The organism is Tautonia rosea (genome assembly GCF_012958305.1).
GTDB classification, from domain to species: Bacteria; Planctomycetota; Planctomycetia; order Isosphaerales; family Isosphaeraceae; genus Tautonia; species Tautonia rosea.
The window spans coordinates 1-25,067 of the sequence record NZ_JABBYO010000001.1 but is presented as its reverse complement, the minus strand read 5'-3'; the positions used below and the strand labels follow the sequence as shown (position 1 = coordinate 25,067).

General features: G+C 64.6%; 23 protein-coding genes and 2 pseudogenes. 16 read left to right on the top strand and 9 right to left on the bottom strand.

From position 1 onward, the window contains the following. The first annotated feature begins 260 nt into the window (after window positions 1-260). Window positions 261-1,376: a 3-isopropylmalate dehydrogenase gene (locus HG800_RS00120; protein ID WP_169972604.1), complete on the top strand. Its 1,116-nt coding sequence runs from the start codon at window positions 261-263 to the stop codon at window positions 1,374-1,376. 91 nt (window positions 1,377-1,467) lie between these two features. Here the strand turns inward: HG800_RS00120 and HG800_RS26865 are convergent, their stop codons facing one another. The 7 genes from HG800_RS26865 to hpf all read right to left on the bottom strand — a co-directional run bounded on the left by HG800_RS26865 (window position 1,468) and on the right by hpf (window position 9,336). Next, window positions 1,468-4,878 carry an Rne/Rng family ribonuclease gene (locus tag HG800_RS26865; protein ID WP_206352060.1) on the bottom strand — a complete coding sequence of 1,137 codons (3,411 nt, stop codon included), beginning with the start codon at window positions 4,876-4,878 and terminating at the stop codon, window positions 1,468-1,470. Next, on the bottom strand, window positions 4,875-5,081 hold the full coding sequence (locus HG800_RS00105; protein WP_169972603.1) for a hypothetical protein: 207 nt from the start codon (window positions 5,079-5,081) through the stop codon (window positions 4,875-4,877). Before HG800_RS00105 ends, HG800_RS26865 begins: the two co-directional genes overlap by 4 nt. Continuing rightward, a complete protein-coding gene (locus HG800_RS00100) occupies window positions 5,078-5,794 on the bottom strand; it encodes a TIGR03936 family radical SAM-associated protein (protein ID WP_169972602.1) in 717 nt (238 codons plus the stop codon). Before HG800_RS00100 ends, HG800_RS00105 begins: the two co-directional genes overlap by 4 nt. 166 nt (window positions 5,795-5,960) lie before the next feature. After that, window positions 5,961-7,883, bottom strand: coding sequence for a phosphoenolpyruvate--protein phosphotransferase (gene ptsP, locus HG800_RS00095; RefSeq protein ID WP_235963161.1), 1,923 nt, complete (start codon window positions 7,881-7,883; stop codon window positions 5,961-5,963). Continuing rightward, on the bottom strand, window positions 7,880-8,233 hold the full coding sequence (locus HG800_RS00090) for an HPr family phosphocarrier protein (protein ID WP_169972601.1): 354 nt from the start codon (window positions 8,231-8,233) through the stop codon (window positions 7,880-7,882). Before HG800_RS00090 ends, ptsP begins: the two co-directional genes overlap by 4 nt. A gap of 149 nt (window positions 8,234-8,382) precedes the next feature. Then, window positions 8,383-8,853, bottom strand: a complete 471-nt coding sequence (locus HG800_RS00085) for a PTS sugar transporter subunit IIA (protein WP_169972600.1) — start codon at window positions 8,851-8,853, stop codon at window positions 8,383-8,385. 102 nt (window positions 8,854-8,955) lie between these two features. Further along, complete coding sequence (gene hpf / locus HG800_RS00080) at window positions 8,956-9,336, bottom strand: ribosome hibernation-promoting factor, HPF/YfiA family (RefSeq protein ID WP_169972599.1); 381 nt, start codon at window positions 9,334-9,336, stop codon at window positions 8,956-8,958. Window positions 9,337-9,572: 236 nt separating this feature from the next. On the opposite strand from hpf, the gene HG800_RS00075 reads away from it, so the two are divergent. The 3 genes from HG800_RS00075 to HG800_RS00065 all read left to right on the top strand — a co-directional run bounded on the left by HG800_RS00075 (window position 9,573) and on the right by HG800_RS00065 (window position 14,218). After that, a complete protein-coding gene (locus tag HG800_RS00075; protein ID WP_169972598.1) occupies window positions 9,573-11,369 on the top strand; it encodes an L-lactate permease in 1,797 nt (598 codons plus the stop codon). Window positions 11,370-12,050: 681 nt separating this feature from the next. Further along, window positions 12,051-13,427 (top strand): TolC family protein, encoded by a 1,377-nt coding sequence (locus HG800_RS00070; RefSeq protein WP_169972597.1) that lies wholly within the window; start codon window positions 12,051-12,053, stop codon window positions 13,425-13,427. After that, window positions 13,427-14,218, top strand: a complete 792-nt coding sequence (locus tag HG800_RS00065; protein WP_169972596.1) for a hypothetical protein — start codon at window positions 13,427-13,429, stop codon at window positions 14,216-14,218. Before HG800_RS00070 ends, HG800_RS00065 begins: the two co-directional genes overlap by 1 nt. 81 nt (window positions 14,219-14,299) lie before the next feature. Here the strand turns inward: HG800_RS00065 and HG800_RS00060 are convergent, their stop codons facing one another. Beyond that, complete coding sequence (locus HG800_RS00060; RefSeq protein ID WP_169972595.1) at window positions 14,300-14,527, bottom strand: hypothetical protein; 228 nt, start codon at window positions 14,525-14,527, stop codon at window positions 14,300-14,302. 316 nt (window positions 14,528-14,843) lie between these two features. Here HG800_RS00060 and HG800_RS00055 point away from each other — a divergent pair, with 316 nt between their 5' ends. From HG800_RS00055 to HG800_RS00030, 6 genes are all read left to right on the top strand, one after another. Continuing rightward, window positions 14,844-15,332 carry a YfcE family phosphodiesterase gene (locus tag HG800_RS00055; protein WP_169972594.1) on the top strand — a complete coding sequence of 163 codons (489 nt, stop codon included), beginning with the start codon at window positions 14,844-14,846 and terminating at the stop codon, window positions 15,330-15,332. A gap of 268 nt (window positions 15,333-15,600) precedes the next feature. Further along, window positions 15,601-16,917, top strand: coding sequence for a putative sugar nucleotidyl transferase (locus HG800_RS00050; RefSeq protein WP_169972593.1), 1,317 nt, complete (start codon window positions 15,601-15,603; stop codon window positions 16,915-16,917). Window positions 16,918-17,030: 113 nt separating this feature from the next. Next, complete coding sequence (locus HG800_RS00045) at window positions 17,031-17,351, top strand: DMT family transporter (RefSeq protein ID WP_169972592.1); 321 nt, start codon at window positions 17,031-17,033, stop codon at window positions 17,349-17,351. 164 nt (window positions 17,352-17,515) lie between these two features. Beyond that, window positions 17,516-18,559, top strand: a complete 1,044-nt coding sequence (locus HG800_RS00040; RefSeq protein WP_169972591.1) for a DMT family transporter — start codon at window positions 17,516-17,518, stop codon at window positions 18,557-18,559. A gap of 64 nt (window positions 18,560-18,623) precedes the next feature. After that, window positions 18,624-19,028, top strand: a complete 405-nt coding sequence (locus tag HG800_RS00035) for a hypothetical protein (RefSeq protein ID WP_169972590.1) — start codon at window positions 18,624-18,626, stop codon at window positions 19,026-19,028. Between the two features lie 162 nt (window positions 19,029-19,190). Then, a complete protein-coding gene (locus HG800_RS00030) occupies window positions 19,191-19,847 on the top strand; it encodes a 3-keto-disaccharide hydrolase (RefSeq protein WP_169972589.1) in 657 nt (218 codons plus the stop codon). Window positions 19,848-19,859: 12 nt separating this feature from the next. Here HG800_RS00030 and HG800_RS00025 read toward each other — a convergent pair whose 3' ends face one another. Next, a complete protein-coding gene (locus HG800_RS00025) occupies window positions 19,860-22,052 on the bottom strand; it encodes a heavy metal translocating P-type ATPase (protein WP_169972588.1) in 2,193 nt (730 codons plus the stop codon). Between the two features lie 260 nt (window positions 22,053-22,312). On the opposite strand from HG800_RS00025, the pseudogene HG800_RS00020 reads away from it, so the two are divergent. The 6 genes and pseudogenes from HG800_RS00020 to HG800_RS27840 form a co-directional block, all read left to right on the top strand. Beyond that, window positions 22,313-22,531 (top strand): annotated as a pseudogene (locus tag HG800_RS00020) (transposase); the annotation flags it as partial. Between the two features lie 66 nt (window positions 22,532-22,597). Further along, on the top strand, window positions 22,598-23,545 hold the full coding sequence (locus HG800_RS00015) for an IS4 family transposase (protein ID WP_169972586.1): 948 nt from the start codon (window positions 22,598-22,600) through the stop codon (window positions 23,543-23,545). 176 nt (window positions 23,546-23,721) lie between these two features. Then, window positions 23,722-23,892 (top strand): hypothetical protein, encoded by a 171-nt coding sequence (locus HG800_RS00010; protein ID WP_169972585.1) that lies wholly within the window; start codon window positions 23,722-23,724, stop codon window positions 23,890-23,892. Beyond that, complete coding sequence (locus tag HG800_RS27120; RefSeq protein ID WP_235963160.1) at window positions 23,879-24,163, top strand: hypothetical protein; 285 nt, start codon at window positions 23,879-23,881, stop codon at window positions 24,161-24,163. The genes HG800_RS00010 and HG800_RS27120 overlap by 14 nt, the downstream gene beginning before the upstream one ends. A gap of 15 nt (window positions 24,164-24,178) precedes the next feature. After that, window positions 24,179-24,442, top strand: a pseudogene (locus HG800_RS27845) (recombinase family protein); the annotation flags it as partial. Continuing rightward, complete coding sequence (locus HG800_RS27840; RefSeq protein WP_315851954.1) at window positions 24,416-25,036, top strand: recombinase family protein; 621 nt, start codon at window positions 24,416-24,418, stop codon at window positions 25,034-25,036. The pseudogene HG800_RS27845 and the gene HG800_RS27840, both read left to right, overlap by 27 nt. Window positions 25,037-25,067: the final 31 nt, after the last annotated feature.

Sequence of the window (25,067 nt, the reverse complement as noted above, 5' to 3'; positions counted from 1 at the left end):
CGAGGCGTCGATCGGAGCCCGGTTTTTTCGTAGTATGAAGCGCCGCTTGAGATTGTCAACGGGCGTCCCGATCCTGAAGAGCCTCATGCAACCGCTCTCGGATCGGGAGAAGGACCAATCGGCTCTGGCGGCAGCATCGAATCGAAGGGCAGATCTGCGTTGAGATGCACCCTTCATTCTACGGGCGCCCGGCAAGTCGGGTGACCCTTCGATTTTCCGAAGCCCCGTAACGCACATCGAACCAAGAGCGAGGAGACGCAGTGGCCACGATCGGAGTGATCCCCGGTGATGGTGTTGGTCCTGAGGTGATCGGCGAGGCGCTTGCCATCCTTCAAGACCTGGGAGCGGCCCACAATCTCGGGCTGTCGTTCCAGTCGTTTGACCTGGGGAGCGACCGCTACCTCCGATCCGGAGAGGTCCTGCCCGACTCGGTCCTTCAGGAACTTGCCGGTTGCGACGCGATCCTGCTCGGCGCGATCGGCGACCCTCGGGTTCCGCCCGGCGTCCTGGAAAAAGGGCTCCTGCTCCGCATCCGGTTCGAGTTCCAGCAATACATCAACCTCCGCCCCGTGCAGCTCATGCCCGGTGTCGAGACACCGATCAAGGGCAAGGGGTCCGGCGAGATCGACATGGTCGTCGTTCGTGAAAACAACGAAGACCTGTACGTCGGAGCCGGCGGCTTCACCCGCAAAGGGACCCCCGAGGAGGTCGCCATTCAGACCTCCATCAACACCCGAGCCGGTGTCGAGCGCTGCCTTCGCTACGCCTTCGCCCTCGCCGAAAAACGGGCCAAGGACCGCGTTTTCCCTGGACTCAGCCTGGCCGCCAGGGAGGCCGGTAAGCGAGGGCTCGTCTCCCTGGTTGCAAAGACCAACGTCCTGACCTATGCCCACGACCTCTGGAACCGGGCGTTCGAGGAAGTCGCCCCCGACTACCCGTCGCTCGCGACCGACTACCACCACGTCGACGCCTGTTGCATGCGCATGGTTGTCGCTCCCGAGCGGTACGACGTCATCGTCACCACCAATATGTTCGGGGACATCATCACCGACCTGGGTGCCGTCTTGCAGGGGGGGATGGGCGTCGCCTCCTCGGGCAACCTGAACCCCGAGCGGACCTTCCCCAGCATGTTCGAGCCGGTACACGGCTCGGCTCCGGATATCGCCGGGACGGGCAAGGCAAACCCGATTGCCGCGATCCTCTCGATCGGGATGCTGCTCGACCACCTCGGCGCGGCCGAAGCCGGCAGCTCCGTCCGATCGGCCGTGGCACAGGTTCTGGCCGATCCGAACGGACCAAAGACCCCGGACCTGGGCGGGACCGGCACGACCCGAGAGGTCGGCCGCGCCGTCCGCGAGGCCGTGAGCCGCTCATGAACGCCGAAACGCCCCGGCGATCGGTCCTCAAGTCGGATCGATCACCGGGGCGTTCGGGGTTCGGGAATCGCTCGGAACTGTTCGAGCGTGATTAGCGTCGTCGGCGGTTCGGAGGTCCGGACGACGGGGAATTCTGGTTCGACAGGAACGGGACCTCGTTGCCGTGAGCGTCGACAATCTGCACAACAAGGTGCTCTCGAACGGCACGATCGACGGGGCAAATCTGGATCGAGATGGACGAGCCAGACTCGATCGCCGCCAGTTCCTGACGCTTGCGATTGTTCAGGAACGTGGCCACGTCTTCGCAAACGTCGACCCGAATGCTCCGGACCCCTTCGCGGTGGATGGCGAAGGCGATCAGCCGCATGGCGTCGATGGCCATGCTCTCGACCGTCTTGACCAACCCGCCACCGCCGCAGTGGTCGCACTCGTGGTAGACCGACCGCTTCAGGCTCGGCCGGATGCGCTGGCGGGTCATCTCGATCAGGCCGAACTGGCTCATCCGGAGAATCTTCGTCCGCGCCCGGTCACGTTTGACCGCCTCGCGCAGGGCTCGCTCGACGCCCCGGCGGTGCCGCTCGTCCCTCATATCGATGAAGTCGTTGACGATCACGCCTCCGAGGTCCCGCAGGCGAAGCTGGCGGGCGATCTCCTTGGCGGCCTTCAGGTTCATCTCGTAGGCCGTGCGCTCGGCGTCGTCTTCGACCCGGAAGTTGCCGCTGTTGACGTCGATCGCCACCAGGGCTTCGGTCTGGTCGATGACGACCGAGCCGCCGTCGGGCAGGTGAACCTGACGGCGCTGAATCTTGTTGATCTCTTCTTCGAGCCCGTACTTCTGGAACAAGGGGACCTTCCCCTCGTACAGTTTCAGGCGATCGACGAAGCGGGGCATCACGACGTTGAGAAATTCCCGGGCCCGCTCATAGGCCTGGGGCTCGTCGATCCAGATAGTATCAATCTCGGAATTGAAGATATCCCGGATCGTTCGAATGATCATGTCCGATTCTTGGTAGATCGGAGCCGGGGTCCTTGCCTTCTTGATTCGGCGCAGAATCACCTTCCAGAGCCGGAGCAGATAGGCCAGGTCGCGGGCCAGGTCGCGCTTTGAGCGGTCGAGGCCGGCGGTGCGGACGATGAAGCCGAGCCCCTTCGGCGGGTTCAGCTCATGCATGATTTGCCGAAGCTTGCGGCGCTGACCTTCGTCGGCAATCTTCCGAGAGACCCCCACGCGATTCAGGCCGGGCATCAAGACCAGATAGCGGCCAGGGATGCTGATGTAGGTCGAGAGGGTCGGCCCCTTGGTGCCGATCGACTCCTTGATGACCTGCACAAGGACCTCGTCGCCGCGCTTGAAGACCTCCTGGATCGGCGGCTTGATGGTGACGCGACGGCCACCTCGCATGACGGTCGTTTCCCGAGACTCCTCGTCCTCATCGGCGCTGCCTCGAGATCGGCCCTCGGTCCCTCGGCCTCGGAAGCCGACCTCGCGTTCGAGCACGCGGATCTCCTCGATCTCCCGGGCGATTTCTTCGAGCAGTTCCGGCTCGATATCCTCGGGAACGACTTCCTGCTCGTCGGCGTCGGTGTCGTCGCCGTCATAGTCGTCCTGGTCGTCTTGATCAACGAAATCGAATTCGTTGGCCAGCGCAGATTCATCGATCAAGGCCGGGGGCTTGCCCAGGTCGGACTGCGCCACGGCCGAGTCGGGCGACTCGTCGCGGTCGGTGTCGAAGCTCGAATCGCGATCACGATCGCCTCGGCCTCGTCGGCGACGGCGACGGCGGCGGCGACGATTCTCATCATCATCCCCCTCGGCATCGCCTCGGGAGTCGGCGTCGAACGTCGGCAGGCCCGGTTCCTCGGAGTCGGAAGTCCGATCGAGCAACTTGGCCCGTTCACGGCGGGGGATGTAGCCGGGCTCTCCGGCGCGATCGATCCGGCGAGGGCGGCCGGGTCCGGTCGATTCTCCCTGCTCGGTTTCCCGAGTCTCACCCGCGTCACCTTCCACCGAGGGACCGCGCGGGAGGCTGCGTCCGGAACGATCCCGATCGCCCCGGCTTCGGATGGAATCACGCCCTGATCGGGGACGCCTTTCCGTACCTTGGTCGTCTTCCTCATCGGCTCGGCTGGTCGGTTCCGGAGCGGGACCGAACAGATCGTCCGGCTCGGTCGGGGTGGGAGCATCCCAGTCGGCTCGGCCTCGGCGGCGAGACGGACCTCGACCCGATCGGGGAGGGGGCCCCGATCGACCTCCTGAGTCCTCGTCGGTGTCTCGGAGGTCGGCCGGCCGATCCTCGGACGATTCAGGCCGGACGGAGGGCCGACCGCGCTGGGTCTTGCTCTCCGGAAGGTTCGCTTCGTAGTCCTCCGGCTCTGGCTTCCGTTCGACCGACCAGCGGTAGGAGAATGAGGTTTCCTCGGCTTCCGGTTCAGACGACCGACCGCGTCGAGGAGCCGGGGGTTCTTCGGCAGGTTCGCGGTCGGGGACGAGTCCTCGGCCGAACTCTCGGGAGCCCTCAAACGATGAGCGGCTTGAAGGGGGGGGGGTCCGCTCGAATCTCGGTCGAGTGGGGGTGGGACGATCGACCGGTTCTGACTCGGCCTTGGCCTGGGGCTCGGAAGGCTCGTCGACCTCGGGAAGATCGAGCGGTTCGTCCGTCAAGCCTTCACCGAATCGGCGGGGACGAGACCGATCTCGACGTCCTTTTTCAGAGAGGTCGGGGCGATCGCGATCCCGATCGCGCATCCGTCGTTCGCGGATCTTGTCTCGTCCTCGACTGCGACCGCGAGGAGCGCGGGTGCCCTGGTCGTCGGCCTGGTCGTCTTCCTCGGGCTCGGCGTCCGCAGGATCGGGCAGATTGCGGTCGAGGTCGAACTCGTCTTCGTCGTTGAACTCATCGGCAAGGCGGTCGCGCGGCCGAAGTTCCTCGCGGGTCCGATCCCGATCTCTGTCTCGGTCCCAATCTCGGCGACGTTCGGGCAGCGGACGACGATTGCTGAGGGGTTCCTCAGCCTCGAAGGGCAGGGGGGGCTCGACGGCCTCGTCTCGGACCGGCTCGTCACGGTCGCGGCCACGACCTCGGGGGCGATCGGGGGTGAGGTCTCGGCTGCGATCCGGTCGAGAGGCTCGCGATCGGGAGCGTCGATCCTCGTCGGTCTCGGAGCCAGAGCCACGGGACAGCTCGGGGGGAAGTTTCGACCGAGGGTCTCGTCCCCGATCCCGGGCGCCGAGAACCGTGTCGTCGTCAAGCTGCTCGCGGTAATAGCGGGGCTCAACGTCGGAAACATGCAGGAAGCCGTTGCGACCGACGGAGAAGTCGACAAAGGCAGCCTGGATGGCCGGCTCGATGTTGACGATCCGGCCCTTGTAGATGTTGCCGGTGTAGTTCTCCAGACTGGTCCGTTCGACGTAAAGCTCCTCGAGGATGCCATCTTCGACGATGGCGATGCGGCACTCCTCGGGCTGGAGCACGTTGATCAGCATTTCTTTGGATTTGCTCATGCCTCGGTCAATCTCCGGGCGATGGGGTTGTGGCCAGCCGGATGTCCCCGAACGGCCCGGGCCAGCCGATCGCCCTTCGCCTCGACGCCACGCGATGCGGCGGAGGCTCGGAGGGATCGGGTGGCGGCAGAGCGGCAGAAGTCGGGCAAGGCTCGGCTGGTCATGGGCTTTGGCCAGGTCGCGACGCCGAGGGTTAGGGTCACGTCGCGTCGCGAAACGCTGGGGAAGAAGGGGGTGATCCCGAGTGTTCGGGCACGGTAGAGGTCAAGGGTGACTCGGTTGTAAGAACCACCTCGGTCCGGGAAAGGACGGTACCGGCGGCCATCACGTCTCGAAGGCCAAGGACGTCGAGCACTTCCTCAGGTCGGGCGGACACCCCGGCGTCGATCTTCAGCCGAAGCCACAGCGAGCCTTCGGCCGGGTCCACTCGGACGTCGAGCACCGAGGACCGCAGGTCGAGGGGCACATCGCGGCCTGGCTTTCGACGGACGTAGGGGCAACTCTGGCGGTCGAGCAGCGTGGCGACGGCTTCCGCCGCCGATCCTCGTCGCTCGTCCGGCAACGGGAACTGGTACTCGACGAACGCGACGCGGCCGGGGCGGCCCGGGGCCGGAATCGCCTCCAGAAACTCCAGACCGGGGGGCGAGACGTCGCAAAGGCGCCGCAGCACTTCACTCGGTCGAAGGGGTTCGGCCAGTTCCAGCTCCAGCACCTCGCGGCGTCCCTCGATGCCGAGTGCCAACGCCAGTGGGAACGAGAGCTTTGGCCGGGGGTTGAACCCCTGGCTCTGGGCGACGGGAAGGGCCGCCCGGCGCAGCACTCGTTCCAGACAGCGCATCAGGTCGTGATGGCTGACAAGGCGGAGGTCACCGCGTTTGGCGAATCGGAGCCGAAGCCGGGAAGTGGCGTCGTCCATGGGACCTGGGGGTCAGCGGTCGGTCGCTCGAGGAAGGATCGAGGAGATGGGGGTTCCGGTCGGCACGGGCCTGAAGCCGGAGATCCCGGCCCCGGCGACGAGCCGGAACCGGAGAGGATGACGAGGCCGGCGCCTTCAACGGATGAAGGAGCGGCGAGGAGGGCCATTACTGACGGGCCAGGTCGGGCGCACTTGGATCATCGGGCAGGGCGCGGCGAAGGGCACGGGTCAGCAGGGCGAGCACATCATCTGCGGTCTCGCACTGGAGCGCCTCTCGGGCCACGGCCCGGGCTTCGTCCAGTCGGATGGCGCGGATGACACGCTTGACCTCCGGAAGCTGATGAGGAGGGGTGCTCAATTGGCGAATCCCCAGACCCAGCAGCAGCATCGTATAGAGTGGTTCGCCGGCGATCGACCCGCACACGGTCAGCTCGATTCCGGTGGTCTCGGCGGCCCGAGCGACCATGTCGATCAGGCGGAGCACGGCCGGATCGGCCGACGTGTAAAGGTCGGCCACGGTCTCGTTGGTTCGATCGGCGGCAAGAATATATTGGGTCAGGTCATTGGTACCGATGGAGAAAAAGTCCACCTCCTTTGCCAGCTGGTCGCTCATAATGGCCGCGGCCGGCACTTCGATCATCGCTCCGACAGGCAGATCGGAGCGGGCCGGGGTGCCCTCGGTGTTCAGTTCGGCGGCCACGTCTCGAAGAATCGCGCGGGCCTGCCGGAACTCACTCAGGGTCGTCACCAGAGGGAACATGATGCGCACGTCACCGCCCACGGATGCGGCGGCTCGGAGAATCGCTCGGAGCTGGGTCCGGAACGGCTCCAGATCGCGGAGCGATCGGCGGAGGCTGCGCAGGCCAAGCGCCGGATTGGGTTCGACGTGTTGAGGCCGCCCGGGTTCGACTTTGTCCGAGCCCAGGTCTAGGGTCCGGATCGTCACAGGGCGGCCGGCGGCGGCCCGGATCACCTCGGCATAGGCCGTCGTCTGCTCGTCTTCACCGGGGGGACCGTCGGCACCGAGATAGAAGAACTCGGTTCGGAACAGGCCGATCCCCTCGGCTCCTCGCTCGCGGCAGGCCTCGACCTCGGCGGGGAATTCGATGTTGCCGAGCAGGTGAATGCCGACCCCATCGGCCGTTTCCGCCGGAAGGTCGGAAAGCTGGGCCAGTTCGGCGAAACGATTCGCCTGTTCCACGGCCCGGACGCGGTAACGACTAAGGGTCGGCTCATCGGGGTCGAGCACGACCAGTCCGGCATCTCCGTCGATGATGGCCATCTGGCTGTCGCGCGCCTGGTCGAGGACGCGGCCGAGGCCGACGACGGCCGGGATTTCCAGCGCTGCGGCGATGATGGCCGTGTGGCTGGTCCGTCCTCCCGATTCGGTGGCGAATCCGAGCACCCGAGCGGGATCGAGGGCAGCGGCCTCGCTGGGAGTCAGATCCTCGGCCAGTAGTAACAGGGGCTCGACAGCCGAGTCAGCCGGAGAGGGAGCGGGCGGATGATCGGTCAGTTGATCGAGGATTCGCCGTTGAATATCCCGGACATCGGCAGCCCGAGCCGCGAGATGGGCAGCCCCGAGCTGCTCCAGGCGCCGCGCATAGCCGTCGAGCACCTCAAAGATGGCATGCTCGGCGGTGACCAGATCGCGGGAGATCCGGGAGGCGGCCTCATTGCGAAGGGTCGGGTCGGCGATCATCCGGACGTGAGCCGAGAGGATGTCGGCGTATTGCGGGCCGAGCCGTTGGCGGGCATCGCGCTCGGCGGCTTCAGCGTCGATCCGAGCCGATTCAACGGCCCGTTCCAGACGGAGACGTTCGAGATCAACCGCCGAGGCGGGGATGGAGCGCCGGGTCAGGCGAGGCCCGCGAGGGGCCAGAATCAGCAAGGGTCCGAAGGCGACGCCGGGGCTGACGGCGATTCCCCGGAGAACCCTCATCGTCCTGGGTGGGGTGGCGGGGGATGACACGGCGAGATCCCTGAGCGTCGGGGGGGCAAGTGACGTCGCGTCAGGGGCCGTGGCGATCGGATCGAGGGCCACTGACGGGAGGGCGTCGGCCGGCGCGGGACGCGCGCCGGGAGTCATGGGTGCAGCCCTCCGGGCGGGCTGGTATCGGCCTCGGGAGGCGGAGCCTGGTGATCGTCGCAGCCAGTCTTCTCCCCGAAATGGGTTGAGACCAGCTCGACCAGGGCGGTGATGGCCGCTTCAGCGTCGGGTCCTCGGGCTTCGAGTTCGAGCCAGGACCCGCATTCGGCGGCCAGGGTCATCAGGTCGAGGATGCTCTTGCCGTTGCAATCACGGCCTTCATAGTGCACCCGAACCTCGGCGCGGAACTTCCCGGCCAGGCCGACAAATTTCTCGGCGGGTCGGAGGTGCAAGCCGTACGGGTTGGTGATTTCCACCCGACGACGAACTCGATGAAGGTCCTGACTCATCAGCGATCCGGTCCGGCGAAGGCTGCTATCAACCGCAGCCTTCTGCCTGGGGTCTCGAAGATCTGGGGGCATCACAGCGACCGTCCCTTCGACGTCCGCAAGCTACAGAAAAAAGGGCGAAGGTCCCGCCCACAAGGGCCGAGGCAGGCTCAGGGGCTTGACTGGTCGGCCTCGTCGAGCACATCGAGGATTTGCTCCCGGGTCCTCGCCTGGCGCAGGAACCGGACGAATTGCTCATCCTTCAGATGACGGGAGATGTTTTCGAGCGCCCGAAGGTGATCGCCGGGCTGGTTCGGGGGTGATACGAGCAGGAACAGGATATCGACCGGCTCACCGTCAAGGGCCGCAAACTCGACCCCTTTGTTGGAGAGGGCGACGGTCCCGATAAGCCGATCGACCATCGGGTGTCGGGTGTGAGGGACCGCGACTCCCTGACCAATTCCGGTCGAGCCCAGCTCCTCACGATTGAGGATGGCCCGGGTCACGCTCTCCAGATCCGACTCGGTCAGGCGGCCCGCGTCGCGAAGGCCGGAGACGATCTCGCGGATCGCTTCTTCCTTGGTCGTAGCCTGGAGGTCGACAATGACCGCCTCGCGAACGACGAAATCCGAAAGTTTCATGCGGTTCTCCATCCATCGAGGCAAAGCCGGCCCCGAGGGATTGTGCAGTTCATCGCCCCAGAGGTACCCCGAAGATGGTCGGACGGGGCGGCCGGTTCCAGTTCAGTCGACCTCGGGGGCCTCAGACGATTCGGGCGGCTCGGGAAGGTCCGGCCGCGACCGTGAGGTTCCACCGTGGGGAATCTCGTCTTTGTGATCCTGAATCTTATCCTTGTAACGGCGAATCTGCTGCTCAATCATGTGGACGACCTGGTCGGTCACCGTCTCAAGCCCCGGCGCATCGCTCCGGGCGACGAAATCGTGCTTGTGCTCGGCGGAAACGACCATCTCCATCGACCATCCATTCTTGGGATGGTCAATGACGACATCAATCTCCATGAGGCGGCTGAAATATTTAAGCAGCTTTTCGGCCTTTTGTTGTACGTACTGCTGCTGATGAGGTTCAAGAATCAGGCCATGACGGGTTGAAATTTCGATATGCACCCGAAGACTCCTTGCCGCACGATGCCCGTCTTTCGTTGTTTGCTGAACCAGTCGGGCGCGCATCGAGATTAACTTCTGGAGACCATCGGGGTCAAGGGTCCTGCGTCGTCCACGCAGGTTGATCGGGAGCAGGGCTAGAGAAGACGGCCGGGGCTATGACCGGCTGGACCGATCTCGTATGCTCCGGAAGCCTTTGCGAACCGCGATGACCTGCTGGGAGGAGGGGGCCGATACCGATGGCCGATGTCTGGACACAAGTCTACGATCCGTTCGACGCCTGGCCGTTGTCGACCCTGGCGGCCTCGGTTCCTGTCCTGGTCTTGCTGGGGTTGCTTGGTTCCGGGAGAGCCTCGGCCTGGCAAGCGGCGCTGGCGGGGCTGCTGTCGGCGATGGCCATGGCGATCGGTGTGTTCGGCATGCCTGCTGATCTGGTCGTTGCCGGAGCCGGAGTCGGAATGGTCTTTGCGTTCTTCAGGATTGTTTGGCTGATCACGGCGGCGGTCTTTCTTTATAATATCACGGTTGAGACGGGGCAGTTCGAGGTCATGAAGGCGTCGATCGCTCGGCTCTCGGACGATCGTCGCATTCAAGCGATTCTGGTAGCATTCAGCTTCGGGGCGTTTATTGAGGGGGCCGCGGGCTTCGGAGCACCGGTGGCGATCTCGGCGGCGTTTCTGGTCGGCCTGGGGTTCCGGCCACTTCAGGCGGCCATCCTCTGCCTGGTGGCCAACACCGCCCCCGTGGCCTGGGGGGCGATCGGCACACCGATTCGGGCGTTGGGAGAGGTCACAAGCCTCGACCCGGAACTGCTCAGCGCTATGGCCGGGCGTATCTTGCCCTTTCTCTCGGTGATTGTTCCCTGGTGGCTGGTCCGGATGATGGTTTCCTGGCGGGAAACGGTGGCGGTCTGGCCGGCGCTGGTGGTCATCGGAGGATCGTTTGCGACGGCCCAGTTCGTCTGGTCGAACTACGTCGGTTATGAGCTGGTCGATATCGTCTCGTCGATTGCGAGCCTGGCGGCGGGAATGCTCCTTTTGCGGATCTGGAAGCCGAAGGAGGTCTGGCATTTTCCTGAGGAGCGGGCCGAAGCGGCCGAGGGACCCGTCGAGACGGCATACGATACGATCGGAGACCTGACTCCGGCCCGGGTCGCTCGAGCCTGGATGCCGTTCGGCTTGCTGACGATCATGGTCATCCTCTGGGGGATACCGGCAATCAAGCGAACCCTGGAAGCCTCGACCTCCTGGAACCCGCCGATGCCCCGGCTCAGTGTGCCGATGACCGAGGCAGCCCCGGCGCTGGGATGGCCGAGGCCGGTCCTGGAACAGGCGGCAGAAAAAGGGCAGGACTTCGTCTCTCGCATCGCCAAGGGAGAGGCGGTGACCGGCCGAGTCGAGCCCGAGGCGAGCGACTTCGAGAAGGTCACGCTCGATGTTGCACCGATTGCCTCGACCGGCACGGCCATCCTCGTCGCGGCGATCGCCAGCGGCCTCCTGCTGGGGCTGGGTCCGAAGGGGTTGGTCCGGGTCTTTGGTCTGTCCGTTTATCGCTTGCGGTGGGCGGCGGTGGCGATCCTCTGCATGCTGGGCCTGGGATTCGTGACGAAGCTGGCGGGCATGGATGCGGTGCTGGGCCTGGCCTTTACCCGAACCGGACCGATGCTCTATCCGATCTTCGGCACCTTGCTTGGCTGGCTGGGCGTGGCCTTGACCGGATCGGACACGGCAAGCAACGTCCTGTTCGGCAACCTGCAGCGGATCACGGCGGAGAAGCTCGGACTGGACCCAATCCTGATGGCCTCGGCCAATACGACCGGAGGCGTGATGGGCAAGATGGTCGACGCGCAGTCGATCGTGGTCGCCGCTGCGGCAACGGGCGAAGGGGGACGCGAGGGAACGATTCTGCGCGCGGTCTTGATCCACAGTCTTGCCCTGGCCTTGATCGTCGGAGGGATTGTCTGGCTCTATGCCCACGTTTTCCCGGGGTTCGTCCCGAGTCCGGCGGCCGAATCGACCATCGCAGCGCCCGAATGATCAAACTCCGTCGGGTGCGCCCCCCGGTGCGCTGTGAGGTGCGCCCCCCGGTGCGCCGCATACCAGGGGGAAGGTTTTTGCGGAACTTCTTATGTTGACAAGGCTTTGTGTTCGTGGAGTCGGGGTCGATTCGAGAAGTTGAGGGCTTCGTTTCGGCATGGCGAGCGCCTTGGCTCGTCATGGTCTTGATGGCGTTGTTTCGTCGAAGTCATGGCTTCGATTCATTGCGTCGAGCAAGTCCTGGACAGGATTGTCGGAGTGTTGGGGTGTGGATTTTTTTTGGTGTTTGAGCGCCGTTGCCGGTTGCTCATTCGCGATGCGACGGTGCCCCGCGGCTGCCCACTCCTGGTCTTGAAGAATCATCCGAATCGAGCACAAGAGAGATCGAGCAGGAGGTTGCAGGAGGAGTCCTTTCAATTGAAAGTGTCGAGAAATTGGGGGGCGGCAGTCACTTTTTCCCTGGAAATGCTGAAACGATGGGAGGATCGGCCCACGCGTCCGTGATGCAGGTGAGGATGTGCAGGTTGTGACAGTTCGACGTGTTGATGGTCGGTTTCGTTGAGGCTCGCGCGACACCCTGGTCGATACAACCTGACGAATCGACAACATCGAACGCATCACTCGACCTCGAATCGAGCGGGCGAGTTCGGTGGATGTGTGGACTCTGGGTGGAGCGTGCGTGTGAGAATCCTCTGGCTCTCCCTCGTTGTGCTGCAGGTCGGCCCGCCGATCGAATTGCCGCCCTTGCCGGATGCTCGGCCGATGGAAGTGAGGACCGGCCCCGCGGCTCCGGGTGAGCGGCAGGTGTTGAGGGTGGCCGAGCTGGAACAGATCGCGCTGCAGTCGAATCCGACCCTTGCGCAGGCGGCCGAGCGGATTGGTCAGGCCCGGGGCAACGTCGATCAGGCCGGAAGATATCCAAACCCGATTGCCGGCTGGAACTCGCAAAGTCTCGGGGCAGGGGGGACGGTCGGGACCCAGGGCGGGTTCATCCAGCAGCCGATCGTCACCGGGGGGAAACTGCGAATCAATCAGTCTCGTTACGAGGTTGATCTTGAGATTGCTCGTTGGGGGCTGGTGGAACAGCAATACCGGGTGCGAAACGGCGTGCGACTCCGTTGCTGGCAGATTCTCGCGCAGCAGCGGTTGCTGGAGGCCCGCAGAGGGCTGATCCGGATGGCGGACGAGGTGGTGACGTGGACCCGGGCGAAGGTCGAGAGTGGTCACGCCTCGAAGGCTGACCTGTTGCTGGCGGAAAACGACGCCACCACGATGCGGTTGGACCGGGAGCAGTTGGTGGATCGTTACCGAAACTCGTGGAGAGAACTGGCAGCCTATCTCGGGGTTCCGGGAATGGAGCCGGTCCCGCTCGCGGGCGATCTGGTGCGGCAGTCGGCGCCGGTTTCGTGGGAGGAGAGTCTGGAGTACCTGCTGGAAGGGAGTCCGGAGATCAAGATTGCCGAGCTGCGTGTTTTGCGAACGCAGCGAGACCTGAGACGCGAGGAGGTCGAGCCGATTCCCGACCTGATCCTCCGGGGGGGAGCAGACCACAACCTCTCGAATGACGAGACGACCGGGATCGTTCGGGTCTACGTCGACATGCCCCTCTGGGACCGCAATCAAGGGAACATTGCCAGAGCGCATCATGCGTTGGCCGACGCTCGTCAGAACCTGACTCGGGTTCGATTGTCGATCGAGCAACGTCTCGCTCGGCGATACAACCAGTATCTGACCAGCGATACAAATGTGAAGCGGTATCAGGAGGAGATTCTGCCCCGGTCGCTCGAGGCGTTCGAGATTTACGGGGAGGAGTTTCGGAACGAGAAGGCGAGCTATTCTCGAGTTCAGTCGGCGCTGGGAGCCTACGCCGAAGGGATTCAGAAATTGTTCCTGGAATACGAGGAACTTCGAAACGCCGAGACCGCGATCCAGGGAATGTTGCTGGTCGAGGACATCGTTGAATCCACGACTCCCAGGCCGCCAAGTGGTGGGCTTCCCAAGGCCCCTTCGGGAGGGGGAGTTCCGGTCGGGGGACGGCCGTCGAGGGACCCGAACTGATGCCGGATCTGCTTGGGAAAGCGATGGGGAGCGGGTTGCGGCTTCGGGGGCGAAGATCCATCGCGGGGCTGATGCTGGTGGTACTGATTGGCGGTTGCGCGCATCAACAGTTGAGCATGAGCACTGTGCTGACGGCCAATAGCTTTCAGACGATCATCTATCAGATCGTGCTCAACAACATCGCCATGTTCGCCGACGAGCCGACTACATTGCCCTGGCATGTTCGCGTTCGGGATGGAACGGTGCAGATTCAGGACCGGATCGGCATTGGCCAGCAAGGGGGCGGATTTTCGACGTTCGAAGGGGGAGGGCTGGGGATCGAGACCTACGGCCCCCAGGGGTCTCGGCAGGTGGCGTTGCAATGGGGAACGGACGCGGTGGGTGATCCGATTCAGCTCTATGCATTGCAAACGGTTTATCGGCGCGTACTGGGGCTTCCGCCGCTGCCGGAGCCGAACTTCATTGCCGAGCTGAGCAAACTCGGGTCCCGCGTCGAGGATGTGGAGGATGCGGATTCCTTTCGAGACACCGATCGGGAAACCCGGGCGCTGTTGAGCTCGGTGGAGGTGAGCCGCTCCGGAGAGGTCCCCCGGGGCTGGTTTTTCATCGGGGCGAAGAAGGATGTGCCGAAAGCGGCCCGTTACGTTGGCCGTCATGGAGACTGCTACGTCTGGGTGATGCCCGAGGGGGTGGGAGGCCTGGCGCGGTTTACCTTGCTGGTGCTGTCAATTGTGAAGTTTGACGCGGCCGAGCAGCAAGGGGGCGGGGGCTTGATGTTTACGCCCGATTGAGCAATGTTCGCCGCCGGACCGGCAACGGCGGGAGAGGGTCCGGCGGCGAACAGAGCAGCTTGGGCAAGGCTCGGATCCGGATCAGGTCATGCTGCGTCCGTGCGTGTAGTCTTGATCGATCAGGTCCGCGCGGCTGTCGCCGGCGTCGGGGGCTTCGGCATGTCGAATAATGGCGTCTTCGAGGGGTTCGGCGAGGACTTCGCCACGGTCGGGAGCCTCGACAGCCGGTTCGGGTGCCCGGACGATTTGGGGATCGAGGGTGGTCGCGTTTGGTCGTTCGGTGGTTCGGTTGTTCGGGGTCGTGAACATGGGACACCTCCCCGCTCAGAGCGGGTAGAGCCAGGGACGATCGGCGCAGCATGAGGCGTCGGCCGTGCGGGAGTCCGTCGGTCGAGTTACCTGCGAGACATGGCCCGATCCTCCGCGATCGGCCGTTTCCGGTCGGCCGATCGAGCGCCGCCCCACCAAGGGGCGTCGTCGGACACCAGCAAGCCCAGCCCTCGAACGAGGAGAAGGGAAACGAGACCAAGGGGATTCGGGGCCGACAGCCTGAGAGTCCGCGGGTATTCTACGATCCGTTGGTGACGTCGCCAAGGGAATCCGTGTCGGGTTGAGTCTGAATGCCATGCGAATCGGAATCCTGTCCGACTCTCACGATCAAATCGGGAGGACAGCCGCGGCGGTGGCCTTGCTGGCGGCCGAGGGGGCGGAGGCCTTGATCCACTGCGGCGATCTGACCGAGCCGGCGATCGTTCACACGGTCGCCGAGGGAGGGATCCCTTGCCATTATGTGCTGGGAAATAACGACTTCGATCTTGAAGGGATCGAGCGGGCGGTGATCGCGACCGGGGGAACGATGCTCGGCTGGGCGGCGGAGATCACGCTGGCAGGCCGTCGGATCGGGGTCACGCACGGCCACCTGACGAGCGAATTTCGACGCTTGCTCAAGGCCAATCCCGATTACCTTCTGTTTGGACATACGCATCAATGGCTCAACGAGCGCGACGGCGCCATTCGCCAGATCAATCCGGGAGCCTTGCACCGGGCCAGAGAGTGGACGGTGGCGATGCTCGACCTGGACCAGGATGAGGTGCAGTTTCATCGAGTCCGTTGAACTCGGACCGAGCAACGGAGGAGCCGAGGCAATTGCGCGGAAATCGGGGTAGTCGGGGGGTGAGGGGCCGCTATAATCCGCGCAGCGACGCCTGGTCCCTCACGATTCTTTTTCAAGGACGGACTGGTGAGGGCGTGTGGGTTCGAGCCGCCAGACCGGCAAGACGTGGGTCGGTCCTCAGACATCGGAGCGAGACTCAGACGATCGAACGCGACGAGTTCACACTCCGAGGGCTCAGCATCACCCAGCATCTTGGAAGGAGCCTCCGATGCGTCTCTGCTTCGTCGAAGACCTAGCCGTGGCCGGCCTGGAGCCGTTGACGCTGACCCGGCCGGTGTATGACCTGCGTTTGGGAGCGGTGACGCTGGGGGATCGGATTGCTCGGGCCTTCGGAATCGGTCCGGGACCGGCGCGGAGGTCGGCGATCGTGCGATCGGTGCTGGAGCCGATTGCACGGGAGCGCGATCCTCATACCGTGCTCAATGACGCCGACTGGCTCGCCCAGGGGCCGGTGGTGGTGGCCAATGGCCGCTGGGTGCCGCCGAAGGATTTTGAGCCCTCGACGACGGCGGCCCCCTGGCTGGGCCTGTGCAACGGTCGGCCCGCCTGTGCGGTGGTGGGGCCGGAGCGGGCTGTTGCGTTGACGAGCCATCGGATCGACGAATGGTTTGACGACCTGCTGGCGAAGGTCGATGGCGAGGAGATCGGCGGCCATTGGATCGATCGGCCCTGGGATCTGGTGGCGCTGAACGAGCAGGCGATTCGGGAGGATTTCGAGGCGATCGGCGGCGATTCGGTGACGAACCGCCACTTGCAGTCGATGGCCCTGGTCGGTCGTTCGGATCAGTTGCGAATTCACGAGTCGGCGCGGATTGATCCATACACGGTCTTCGACACGACGAACGGGCCGATCATCGTGGGGAAGGGCGTCTGGGTGCAGCCGTTCACGAGGATCGAGGGGCCGTGCGTCATCGGCGCGGGGACGCAGTTGTTCCGGGCGAATGTGCGAGGGGCGGTGACGATCGGGCCCGTCTGCCGGATTGGCGGCGAGGTGGAAGCGTCGATCATCCAGGGATACTCGAACAAGTATCACGAGGGGTTCCTGGGGCACTCGTACGTGGGCGAGTGGGTCAATCTGGGGGCGATCACCTCGAACAGCGACCTGCGAAACGATTACGGCGAAGTTGAGGTGCCCTTGCAAGGCGATCCGGTGCCGACTGGCCAGGCGAAGGTTGGTTGCTTCATCGGCGACCACACGCGGACGGGGCTAGGCAGCATGCTCAACACGGGGACCTCAATCGGCGTGATGTGCAACGTCTTGCCGGCCGGCTGGCTCTTGCCAAAACATGTGCCGAGCTTTTCGAGCGTGCTCTGGGGCAAGGTGGCGAAGGGTTTCGAACTGGAGCAGATGTTCGAGACGGCCCGGATCGTCAAGGGACGGCGCGGCCTCGAATTCACGGAGACCGAGGAGGTCTTCTACCGATCGCTCTACGACCAAACGCGACTGGAACGGCAACGCGCGTTTCAGAAGGCTCAGGGGCATCGGACCGAGCCGATCCGCTCAACGGCGATCGCAGCGCGGTGAGCCGGGGCTGGCTTCGATGCGGCGAGGGATTCCGATCGCGTCGGGGCCAGATGTTCGAGTAGGATGATCTCAGTCAATCCCGACCCCTTGATCGACCCTGACTCGACGGATTTATGGCCTGGATCATCCTAGTAATTGCCGGTCTTGCCGAGATCGGCTTTACCACCTGTTTGAAGCTGAGCGAGAACTTTACCCGGCCGATCCCCTCGGCCGGGTTTTTGGTGTTGAGCATCCTGAGCTTCGTGCTCCTGACGAGGGCGATTCAGACGATTCCGCTGGGCACGGCGTATGCGGTCTGGACGGGGATCGGCGCGTGTGGCACGGCAATTGTAGGGATTGTCTTGTTCAAGGATCCGTTGACGGGAGGCCGGGTGGCCCTCTTGATGATCCTGATCGGCTCGGTGATCGGCTTGAAGATGCTCTCTGGCGATTGATCGCAGGTGAGCCGTTGCGTTGAAGGCTGGCAGACGAAATCAGAAGATTGGTCTGGTCCGACTCGAACCCGACAGCCTTGTCGAGTCTCCTATCATCGTGTTGAGTGATTCAGTCTGCTTGCATCAGGCTGCTCGAAGGCATTTTTTTCAATTGGGGTTCCTCGATGGCGGGTCAGGATGACGGTGGGTGTTCGCATCATGGGACGGGCGGACGAGACTGGGCGGCGTACGTCTTCCTGATCTTGATGGTCTTGATCGGCTCGACCACGGCCCTTTCGGCCAAGCTGGCGGTTCGGGAGCTGCCGTTGCCGCTGGTGCCGCTCGTGCGGTTCGGAGTGGCAGGGCTTTGCCTCTTACCGTTCGCGATGAAAGGCGGGGCGCTGGCCCGGATGTTCCGAGAGGACCGCGGGCGAGTGCTGGCGTCGGGTCTCTTTTGCGTGGGCCTGAATCAACTGTTTTTCCTCACCGGTGCCCGGCTGGCGCCGACAACGCATGTGGGTCTGATCTACGCGACGAACCCGCTCTTCGTTCTTCTGATTGCCAGCGCGATCGGCCAGGAACGGCTGCGGGGGGATCGCCTGGTGGGGATCGTGGCCAGTGTGCTGGGCGTGGCGGTGATTGGCCTGGGGAGCCTGAGAGGGGATACGTCGGTCGAGGCCTCGCGGGCGATTTTGGGAGACCTCTTGCTCGTCGGGGCGGTCGTGACCTGGGGAGCGTACATGACGATCAGCCGCCCCTTGATCCGTCGTCACGGGGCGATTCCGGCACTGGCGGGCACGTTCGTCGTCGGTTCGCTGCTGGATCTGCCGGTCTCGCTGTTTTTCCTGGACTGGGACGGATCGATTTTGCCGCTGGGGCTGGGGGCGATCGGGAACGCCTCGGCGGTGGCCTGGATCGGGTTGGCGCACCTGACGTTGATTGTCACCGTCTTCGCTCTGGCGTTTCAGAACCTGGCCATGACCCGCCTCGATGCGAGCGAAGTCGCCACCTTTGGCAATGCGGCGCCGATCTTGACGGTGGTGTGGGGTTATCTGTTTCTGGGAGAGGCGGTCACGCCGTTTCTGGTCGTTGGTGGTGCCTTGACCATCGGCGGGATTCTCTGGACGATCCGCCCGAGACGCCCCAGGGCCTCGGTTCCCCCTCCCGTTGAAGCTCCGGTGCCCGTCGAGTTGCCGAGGCCGACCGCGGCCATCCCATGCCCTGATTGATTTCGTGCTTGAAACATGATCTCATGGGTGTTCGATCGTTCGGCCCCTTGAGAGTCTCGATTCCATGAGCGCGCAGGTCGATCGTCGCAAGCACTTGCTCGAAGCGATTGGCAAGGTCGGCGCAGAGTCCTTGCCCAGTCGCCAGCTTGACGACACGTTCAAGCACGAAGGCAATCGCCACTGGTTTTCAAACTTGAAGCACGCCGAGGAGGAGTACTTGCTGCACGCGAGACTCCGCCGGGATGCCTTCGGTAACGTCCAGGGCGGAGGGCCCGATACGATTGCCGAAGGCTTGATGGCCTCGCACGAGGCGGTGATGCGGGAGGCGATCGCCGAAATCCTGTTTGACGCCGACGAGGCGGGCCGGATCGTCAACGCCTTCGTGACGCTTGTCAGGAAGGTCTTTGGCCTGCCGGAACCTTCGGCCAATAAATCTCGAGCCCGGGGGTTCTGGAACCGCTGGAGATGAGACCGGCGGGGGGGGACACGAATCGCGACGAAAATCCTGGTAAGATCGAGCCGTTGCTCGGCGGTGACTGCGCCGTCGGGCCGGGTCGAATGTGAATCGGGCCGCCCAGACACTCGGCCGGTTCGCGTTCGTTGGTTCGAGAACGATGCCGGGAGAATGGCAATGCTTCTTCAGTCTTTGATGGTTTCTGTGGTCATGCTCAACTCGCCCGTGATGGTCGAGGAAGACGGGTTCCGGGTGATCTTCGATGGGAAAACGCTCGACGGCTGGAAACAGGTCGGCCCCGGATCGTTCGAAAAGGCCGAGGAAGGGTTCAAGACCGTCGGTGGGATGGGACTGCTGTATTACGAGAAGGAAACGTTCGGCGACTGTGTGATCCGGGTCGTGTACAAGGTGGGGGACGACCGGGATAACGCGGGGGTTTATGTGCGGATTGCCGAGGAGCCGGATGACCCCTGGTACGCCGTTCACAACGGGTACGAGGTGCAGATCGTCGATCGAGGAAGCCCGCTGAGCCAGACGGGGGCGATCTACTCCTTCTCCGAGGCGAAGAAGATCGAGTCTCGCCCCGGAGCGTGGAACACGATGGAGATCACGCTCGATGGTGAGGTGATTGCCGTTTCCGTCAATGGTGAGCCCGTCTCGCGATTCGACCCGACGAGTGACGAAATTCCGCCGCCTCGGAACGACATCGACCCGAAGCGCCAGCCTCGGAAGACGATCGGATACATCGGCCTCCAGAATCACGGAGACGACGATCTGGTGTACTTTAAAGAGGTGAGCATCAAGCCACTGAAGGCCGAGAAGGCAGGCGACTGACCTGGTCTCGGGTCAAGTCAGATCACCGGGACGGAGCAGCCGCATGGCGTTGGCGACGACAACCAGGGTCGTGCCAACGTCGGCGGCGATGGCCATCCAGAGATCGGCCAGCCCGACAATGGCCAGGAGCAACACCAGGACCTTGATCCCGATGGCCAGCGCGATGTTCTGGCGGATGATCGCCAGAGTTCGACGGCTGTGTCGAACGAGCCAGGGAAGACCCCGGAGGTCGTCGGCCATCAAGACGATGTCGGCGACTTCGAGCGCCGAGGCGCTGGCAATTCCGCCGAGCGAGACGCTGACGCGGGCTTCGGCCAGGGCAGGGGCGTCGTTCACGCCGTCGCCGACCATGCCGGTCGGCCCGTGCTGGGCGTCGAGTTCGAGCACGGCCTGGGCCTTGTCGGCGGGAAGCAGGTTGGCGCGATGGTCGGTCAGGCCGAGTTCTCGGGCGATGGCAGCGGCGGTCGCCGGGTTGTCTCCGGTGAGCATGACCGAATGGAGGCCGAGGCGGGAGAGATCGGCCAGCACTCCGGCGGCTTCGGGCCGGGGGCGGTCGGCCAGTCGAATCCAGCCGAGGGGTCCGTCGGTGGTGGACAGGACGACCGCGGTTCCTGGCTCCTGGGCGGCATTGTCGATCGAGGCGTGAAACGACTCCTCACAGAGCCCGGCCTGATCGACATAGCGATGGCTGCCGATGTGATATCGAGAGGCTTCCACCATCCCACTGGCCCCCAGGCCGGCCTCGGCCCGGTAGTCGGACGCCGAGGGAACGGCCAGTTGCTGGTCTCGGGCGTGTCGGGCGATGGCCCGGCCGAGGACGTGCCCGCCGTGATCTCCGAGGGCCGCGGCGATCCGGAGCATCTGCTCGGCCCCGTCGGGAACCTTGGGAACGACCTCGACAACGCTTGGATCGCCGAGCGTGAGGGTGCCTGTCTTGTCAAAGGCCAGGACCCGGAGCCGACCGATTGCTTCGAGAAACTGGCCCCCTTTGACAAGAACCCCCTTTCGAGCGGAACTCGCCAGGGCGCTCACGACCGCCACCGGCGTGCCGATGACCAACGCACACGGACAGGCGACGACCAGAACGACCAGACCCCTCATGATCCATTCCCGCCAGTCGGCGGACTGACCGGTGGCTTGCAGCATCAGCGGTGGGACGAGCATCAGGGCCACCGCCAGGCCGACCGCAATCGGGGTGTACACTGCGGAGAAGCGTTCGATGCTCCGTTCCAGGGGCATTCGACGGGCCTGGGCCTCGCGAACGAGGGTCATGGTTCGGGCGAGGACCGAGTCGCGCAGGGGTTTGGTTGCTTCGACCTCCAGGGCACCGTCGCCGTTGACGGTGCCGGCGAAGACCTCGTCGCCGACCTCCTTGTCAACCGGGACTGATTCGCCGGTAATCGACTTTTGATCGACGGCCGAGCGGCCGACGAGGACCCGGCCGTCGATCGGCACGCGTTCTCCGGCCCGGACGCGGACCCGTCGGCCCGGCGTCACCTGTTCGGCGGGGACGATTCGGGTCGAGCCGTTGGGGTCGATCAGCTCGGCGGTTTCGGGAGCGACGGCAAGCAACGATCGCACGGCGCGGCGGGCTCGGGCGAGGCTCTGGGCTTCGAGAGCCTCGGCCAGGCCGAACAGGAAGGCAACGGTGGCGGCCTCGCCCCATTCTCCCAGCAGGACCGCGCCGCCGATGGCCAGGGTCATTAACAGGTGGATGCCAAGATGGGCACGTCGCAAGGCCCGCCAGGCTTTCGGCAACAGCTCAACGATGCCAGCCAGAATCGCGACGGCGTAGCCGCCGATGGCCACGGCGAGGAGCGTACCCGGTCGATCCGAGCCCCAACCGAACCATCCGGCCCAGTCGGCCGCGGCTCCGACGACAAGGGCAAGGCCCGAGACGGTGGTCCACCCCCAGTGACCGAATCGGGATCGCCAGGAACCGTCGGGCTCATCAAGCGACGGGGTGATCGCCAGCGCCTCGCTTAGGGGTTCGGTCGCCATCCCGGCGATCCGGGAGACACGATCGGCGAGTTCGCTCGGGTCGGTGACGTCGGGGTCGAAGTCGACGGCGACGGTTCCTTCGGGCGGGTTGATGTCGATCGAGCAGACGCCCGGGGCTCCGTCCAGGGCAGACCGGATCGGTGGCACCTCGCTCGGGCAATCGAGCCCCTTGACCTTCAAGGTGCAGCGAGCCTGCCGCTCCATGCTCGAACGCCTCCTGGTCCTGGGTCGAGGCCGCGCGCACCCGACCGGCCGGGGTAGTTCGCGTCTGGGGGCCTCTGGACTTCCGAATTATAGACGGAGTCGGAAGTTGGGGAAATGCACCGTCACAACCGGACCGCACACCCGGCCTTTTTACGAGAATTCTTGAGAAAAAAGTGATTAGGTACAACTGACAATCACTTGCGGAGTCTGGGCGATCTGTGATTGACTGGATAACCCGATCGACCCCAAGGAGGCCTCCGATGCGCCGCTTCGAGATGGACGACGAACGATTCCGACACATCGCCCACCTCTTACCCGGGAAGCCCGGCGACCCCGGAGCCACCGCCAAGGACAACAAGCTCTTCCTCGACGCCATGCTCTGGATCGCCCGCACCGGTGCCCCCTGGTCCGATCTGCCGGCCCGCTTCGGCAAGCACGACACGGTCTTCCAGCGGTTCAACCGCTGGGCAAAGACGGGGACCCTCACCATGACCCACAAGTTGGGGGGCGGCGATCTCTTGGCATTCTCGGTTCGTAAGTGAAGGATGTGGTCCGAACACGAACTCCGCTCCGTCCGCCTTGGTGATCGTCGTCCCAATCGTCGCCTTGCGATCCTCGTTGAGGCTCTCGCCGCGAGGCCGGAGGCCAGCGTCCCTCAGGCCACCGGCTCCTGGGCCGCGGCCAAGGCCGCTTACCGTTTCTGGGACAATGACCGGGTCTCTCCCGAGGCGATCCTGGCCGCTCATCGCGACAGCGTCCGCGACCGACTGCCCGAGATCGGCCCGATCCTGGTCATCCAGGACACCACCGCGCTGGACTGGACGACGCACCCCGCGACCTCGGGGTTGAGGTATCTGGCAAACCGCCGCAAGGCCGGGCTGCTTGCCCACTCCGTCTTGGCTGCCGACCCCGACGGCGTTCCCCTCGGTCTGCTGCATCAGCATGTCTGGGCCAGAGTCCCCGATGAATTGGGGCATCGCGAGTTGCGGAACAAGTTGCCGACGCAGGCGAAGGAGACCCAGCGATGGATCGACGCCTTGAGTGCCACCGAGGCCGGATTGCCCCCGGGAGTGATCGTGGTGACTTTGGCCGATCGCGAGGCCGATTACTACGACCTCTTCGCCGCCACGCGGCATGACGGGTCCCATCTGCTGATCCGCGCCAAGCCGCGTCGCCGCGTCCGGCACACCGAGAACCTCCTCGACCGCGCCTTGCGGACCGAGCCCGTCCGGGGGTCCTTCAATGTCGAGATCCCTCGCGGCCCCGGCCGTCCGGCAAGGGTTGCGAGCCTGACCGCACGCTTCGCGGCGGTTTCCCTGGCGCCGCCATTGACTCGCCGCATCGGCGACCGCCTCCCCGATCTCCCCGTGACGGCGATCCTGGCCGAGGAGGAATCCCCTCCGGAGGGCCAGGAGCCGATCCGCTGGTGGCTGCTGACAACCCTGCCGGTCACGAGCCTGGCGGAGGCCCAAAGGATGGTGCTCTGGTACTGACGACGCTGGCTCATCGAAGTCTGCCAAGCACACTGCGTCTCAAGAGACACCTTGTATCGATCCCGAGGTGCGGCCCATAGTGGGGGTCGCGGCGCTGTTGGACCTGGCACGATGGAGCCGGCAACGTCTCAGCACTCAACCAGGAGGACTGCCATGCGACGCAACCTCGAGCGACCATGTCCCTCCCCGGCCAGGACGATCCGACTCGCCCTGTCCGCCTGAGCGACCTCTGGGGGAGGCTACCGGACCGGACCCGTCGCGAGGCAATCACGACCCTCACGCGGCTGGTGACGCAGCGACTGCGGACGCCTCTGGCAGAGCCGGAGGTGCCTCATGAGCGTCGATGAGAGCCCCTCGCCGCCGACGCGATTGACGGACCCTCGGGATCATGGGCCGATCGACGAGTCCCCTTGGGGAACCCGTAAGATTCAATCCAGGCACCTCGATCGGCTGGCGATCGTCTATGTCAGGCAGTCCACCGCCCAGCAGGTGCTCGAGCATCGCGAGTCGGCCGCCTTGCAGTACGACTTGCGACGCCGCGCCATCGCCCTGTGCTGGGCGGCCGATCGGGTGATCGTCATCGACGAGGACCAGGGCCGCAGCGGCCAGACGGCATAGGGCCGGCTCGGCTTCCAGCGTCTGTTGGCCGAGATCGGCCTGGATCACGTCGGCATCGTCCTGGGCGTCGAGATGAGCCGACTGGCGCGGTCGTGCAAGGATTGGCATCACCTCCTGGAGTTATGTGAGATCTTCCATGCATTGCTGGCCGACCAGGATGGCCTGTACGACCCCGGCGATTACAACGACCGACTCCTGCTGGGCCTGAAGGGCACCATGAGCGAAGCGGAGCTGCATATCCTCAGGGGACGCATGCTGGCCGGGCGCCGGAACAAGGCCCGCCGGGGCGAGCTCTTCAACCACGCGCCCATCGGGTTCGTCCGGCTCCCCGGCGCCGGCATGGTGTTGGATCCCGACGAACAGGCACAGGACGTCGTCCGCCTGATCTTCGAGAAGTTCGACGAGTTGGGGACCGTCTCGGGGGTGCTGCGTTACCTGGTCGGCAACCGGGTCCTCATGCCGGTCCGGCCGCACTTCGGCCCCGACCGAGGTGAACTCCAGTGGCGCCGACCCAATCGGTTGACCCTGACCTTTCTGCTCCATCACCCGATCTACGCCGGGGCCTACAGCCATGGCCGCCGACCGACCGACCCCCGTCGCCAGATCCCCGGGCGACCCGCCACGGGTCGCAGACTGGTGCCGATGGAGCAATGGGAGGTGCTGATCCGAGACCGATTGCCCGCGTACATCACCTGGGAACGCTACGAGGCGAACCTGCAGCGGTTGGCGTGCAATCGCGCCCACGCCGCCGCGATGGGGGCCCCCCGCGATGGGGATTCACTGCTGGCCGGGCTGATCGTCTGCGGCCGTTGCGGACGTCGGATGCTGGTCTCCTATCCCGGCGGGCTGTCCAGGGTCTACGCATCAGGATAGGTGATGTGGGGGGGTTGAGTTGTGGTCGTGC

What these genes read in the sequence shown, in the direction of transcription:
- HG800_RS00090 (WP_169972601.1), bottom strand. Translation starts at nt 8,233, where the DNA reads ATGAGTCAGGACCTTCATCGAGTTCGTCGTCGGGTGGAAATCACCAAC.
- ptsP (WP_235963161.1), bottom strand. Translation starts at nt 7,883, where the DNA reads ATGACTCCCGGCGCGCGTCCCGCGCCGGCCGACGCCCTCCCGTCAGTG.
- HG800_RS00075 (WP_169972598.1), top strand. Translation starts at nt 9,573, where the DNA reads ATGGCCGATGTCTGGACACAAGTCTACGATCCGTTCGACGCCTGGCCG.
- HG800_RS00040 (WP_169972591.1), top strand. Translation starts at nt 17,516, where the DNA reads ATGGCGGGTCAGGATGACGGTGGGTGTTCGCATCATGGGACGGGCGGA.
- HG800_RS00045 (WP_169972592.1), top strand. Translation starts at nt 17,031, where the DNA reads ATGGCCTGGATCATCCTAGTAATTGCCGGTCTTGCCGAGATCGGCTTT.
- HG800_RS27840 (WP_315851954.1), top strand. Translation starts at nt 24,416, where the DNA reads ATGCTGGCCGGGCGCCGGAACAAGGCCCGCCGGGGCGAGCTCTTCAAC.
- HG800_RS00050 (WP_169972593.1), top strand. Translation starts at nt 15,601, where the DNA reads ATGCGTCTCTGCTTCGTCGAAGACCTAGCCGTGGCCGGCCTGGAGCCG.
- HG800_RS00065 (WP_169972596.1), top strand. Translation starts at nt 13,427, where the DNA reads ATGCCGGATCTGCTTGGGAAAGCGATGGGGAGCGGGTTGCGGCTTCGG.
- HG800_RS00010 (WP_169972585.1), top strand. Translation starts at nt 23,722, where the DNA reads ATGTCCCTCCCCGGCCAGGACGATCCGACTCGCCCTGTCCGCCTGAGC.
- HG800_RS00025 (WP_169972588.1), bottom strand. Translation starts at nt 22,052, where the DNA reads ATGGAGCGGCAGGCTCGCTGCACCTTGAAGGTCAAGGGGCTCGATTGC.
- HG800_RS27120 (WP_235963160.1), top strand. Translation starts at nt 23,879, where the DNA reads ATGAGCGTCGATGAGAGCCCCTCGCCGCCGACGCGATTGACGGACCCT.
- HG800_RS00035 (WP_169972590.1), top strand. Translation starts at nt 18,624, where the DNA reads ATGAGCGCGCAGGTCGATCGTCGCAAGCACTTGCTCGAAGCGATTGGC.
- HG800_RS00060 (WP_169972595.1), bottom strand. Translation starts at nt 14,527, where the DNA reads ATGTTCACGACCCCGAACAACCGAACCACCGAACGACCAAACGCGACC.
- HG800_RS00015 (WP_169972586.1), top strand. Translation starts at nt 22,598, where the DNA reads ATGTGGTCCGAACACGAACTCCGCTCCGTCCGCCTTGGTGATCGTCGT.
- HG800_RS00085 (WP_169972600.1), bottom strand. Translation starts at nt 8,853, where the DNA reads ATGAAACTTTCGGATTTCGTCGTTCGCGAGGCGGTCATTGTCGACCTC.
- HG800_RS00055 (WP_169972594.1), top strand. Translation starts at nt 14,844, where the DNA reads ATGCGAATCGGAATCCTGTCCGACTCTCACGATCAAATCGGGAGGACA.
- HG800_RS26865 (WP_206352060.1), bottom strand. Translation starts at nt 4,878, where the DNA reads ATGAGCAAATCCAAAGAAATGCTGATCAACGTGCTCCAGCCCGAGGAG.
- HG800_RS00100 (WP_169972602.1), bottom strand. Translation starts at nt 5,794, where the DNA reads ATGGACGACGCCACTTCCCGGCTTCGGCTCCGATTCGCCAAACGCGGT.
- HG800_RS00030 (WP_169972589.1), top strand. Translation starts at nt 19,191, where the DNA reads ATGCTTCTTCAGTCTTTGATGGTTTCTGTGGTCATGCTCAACTCGCCC.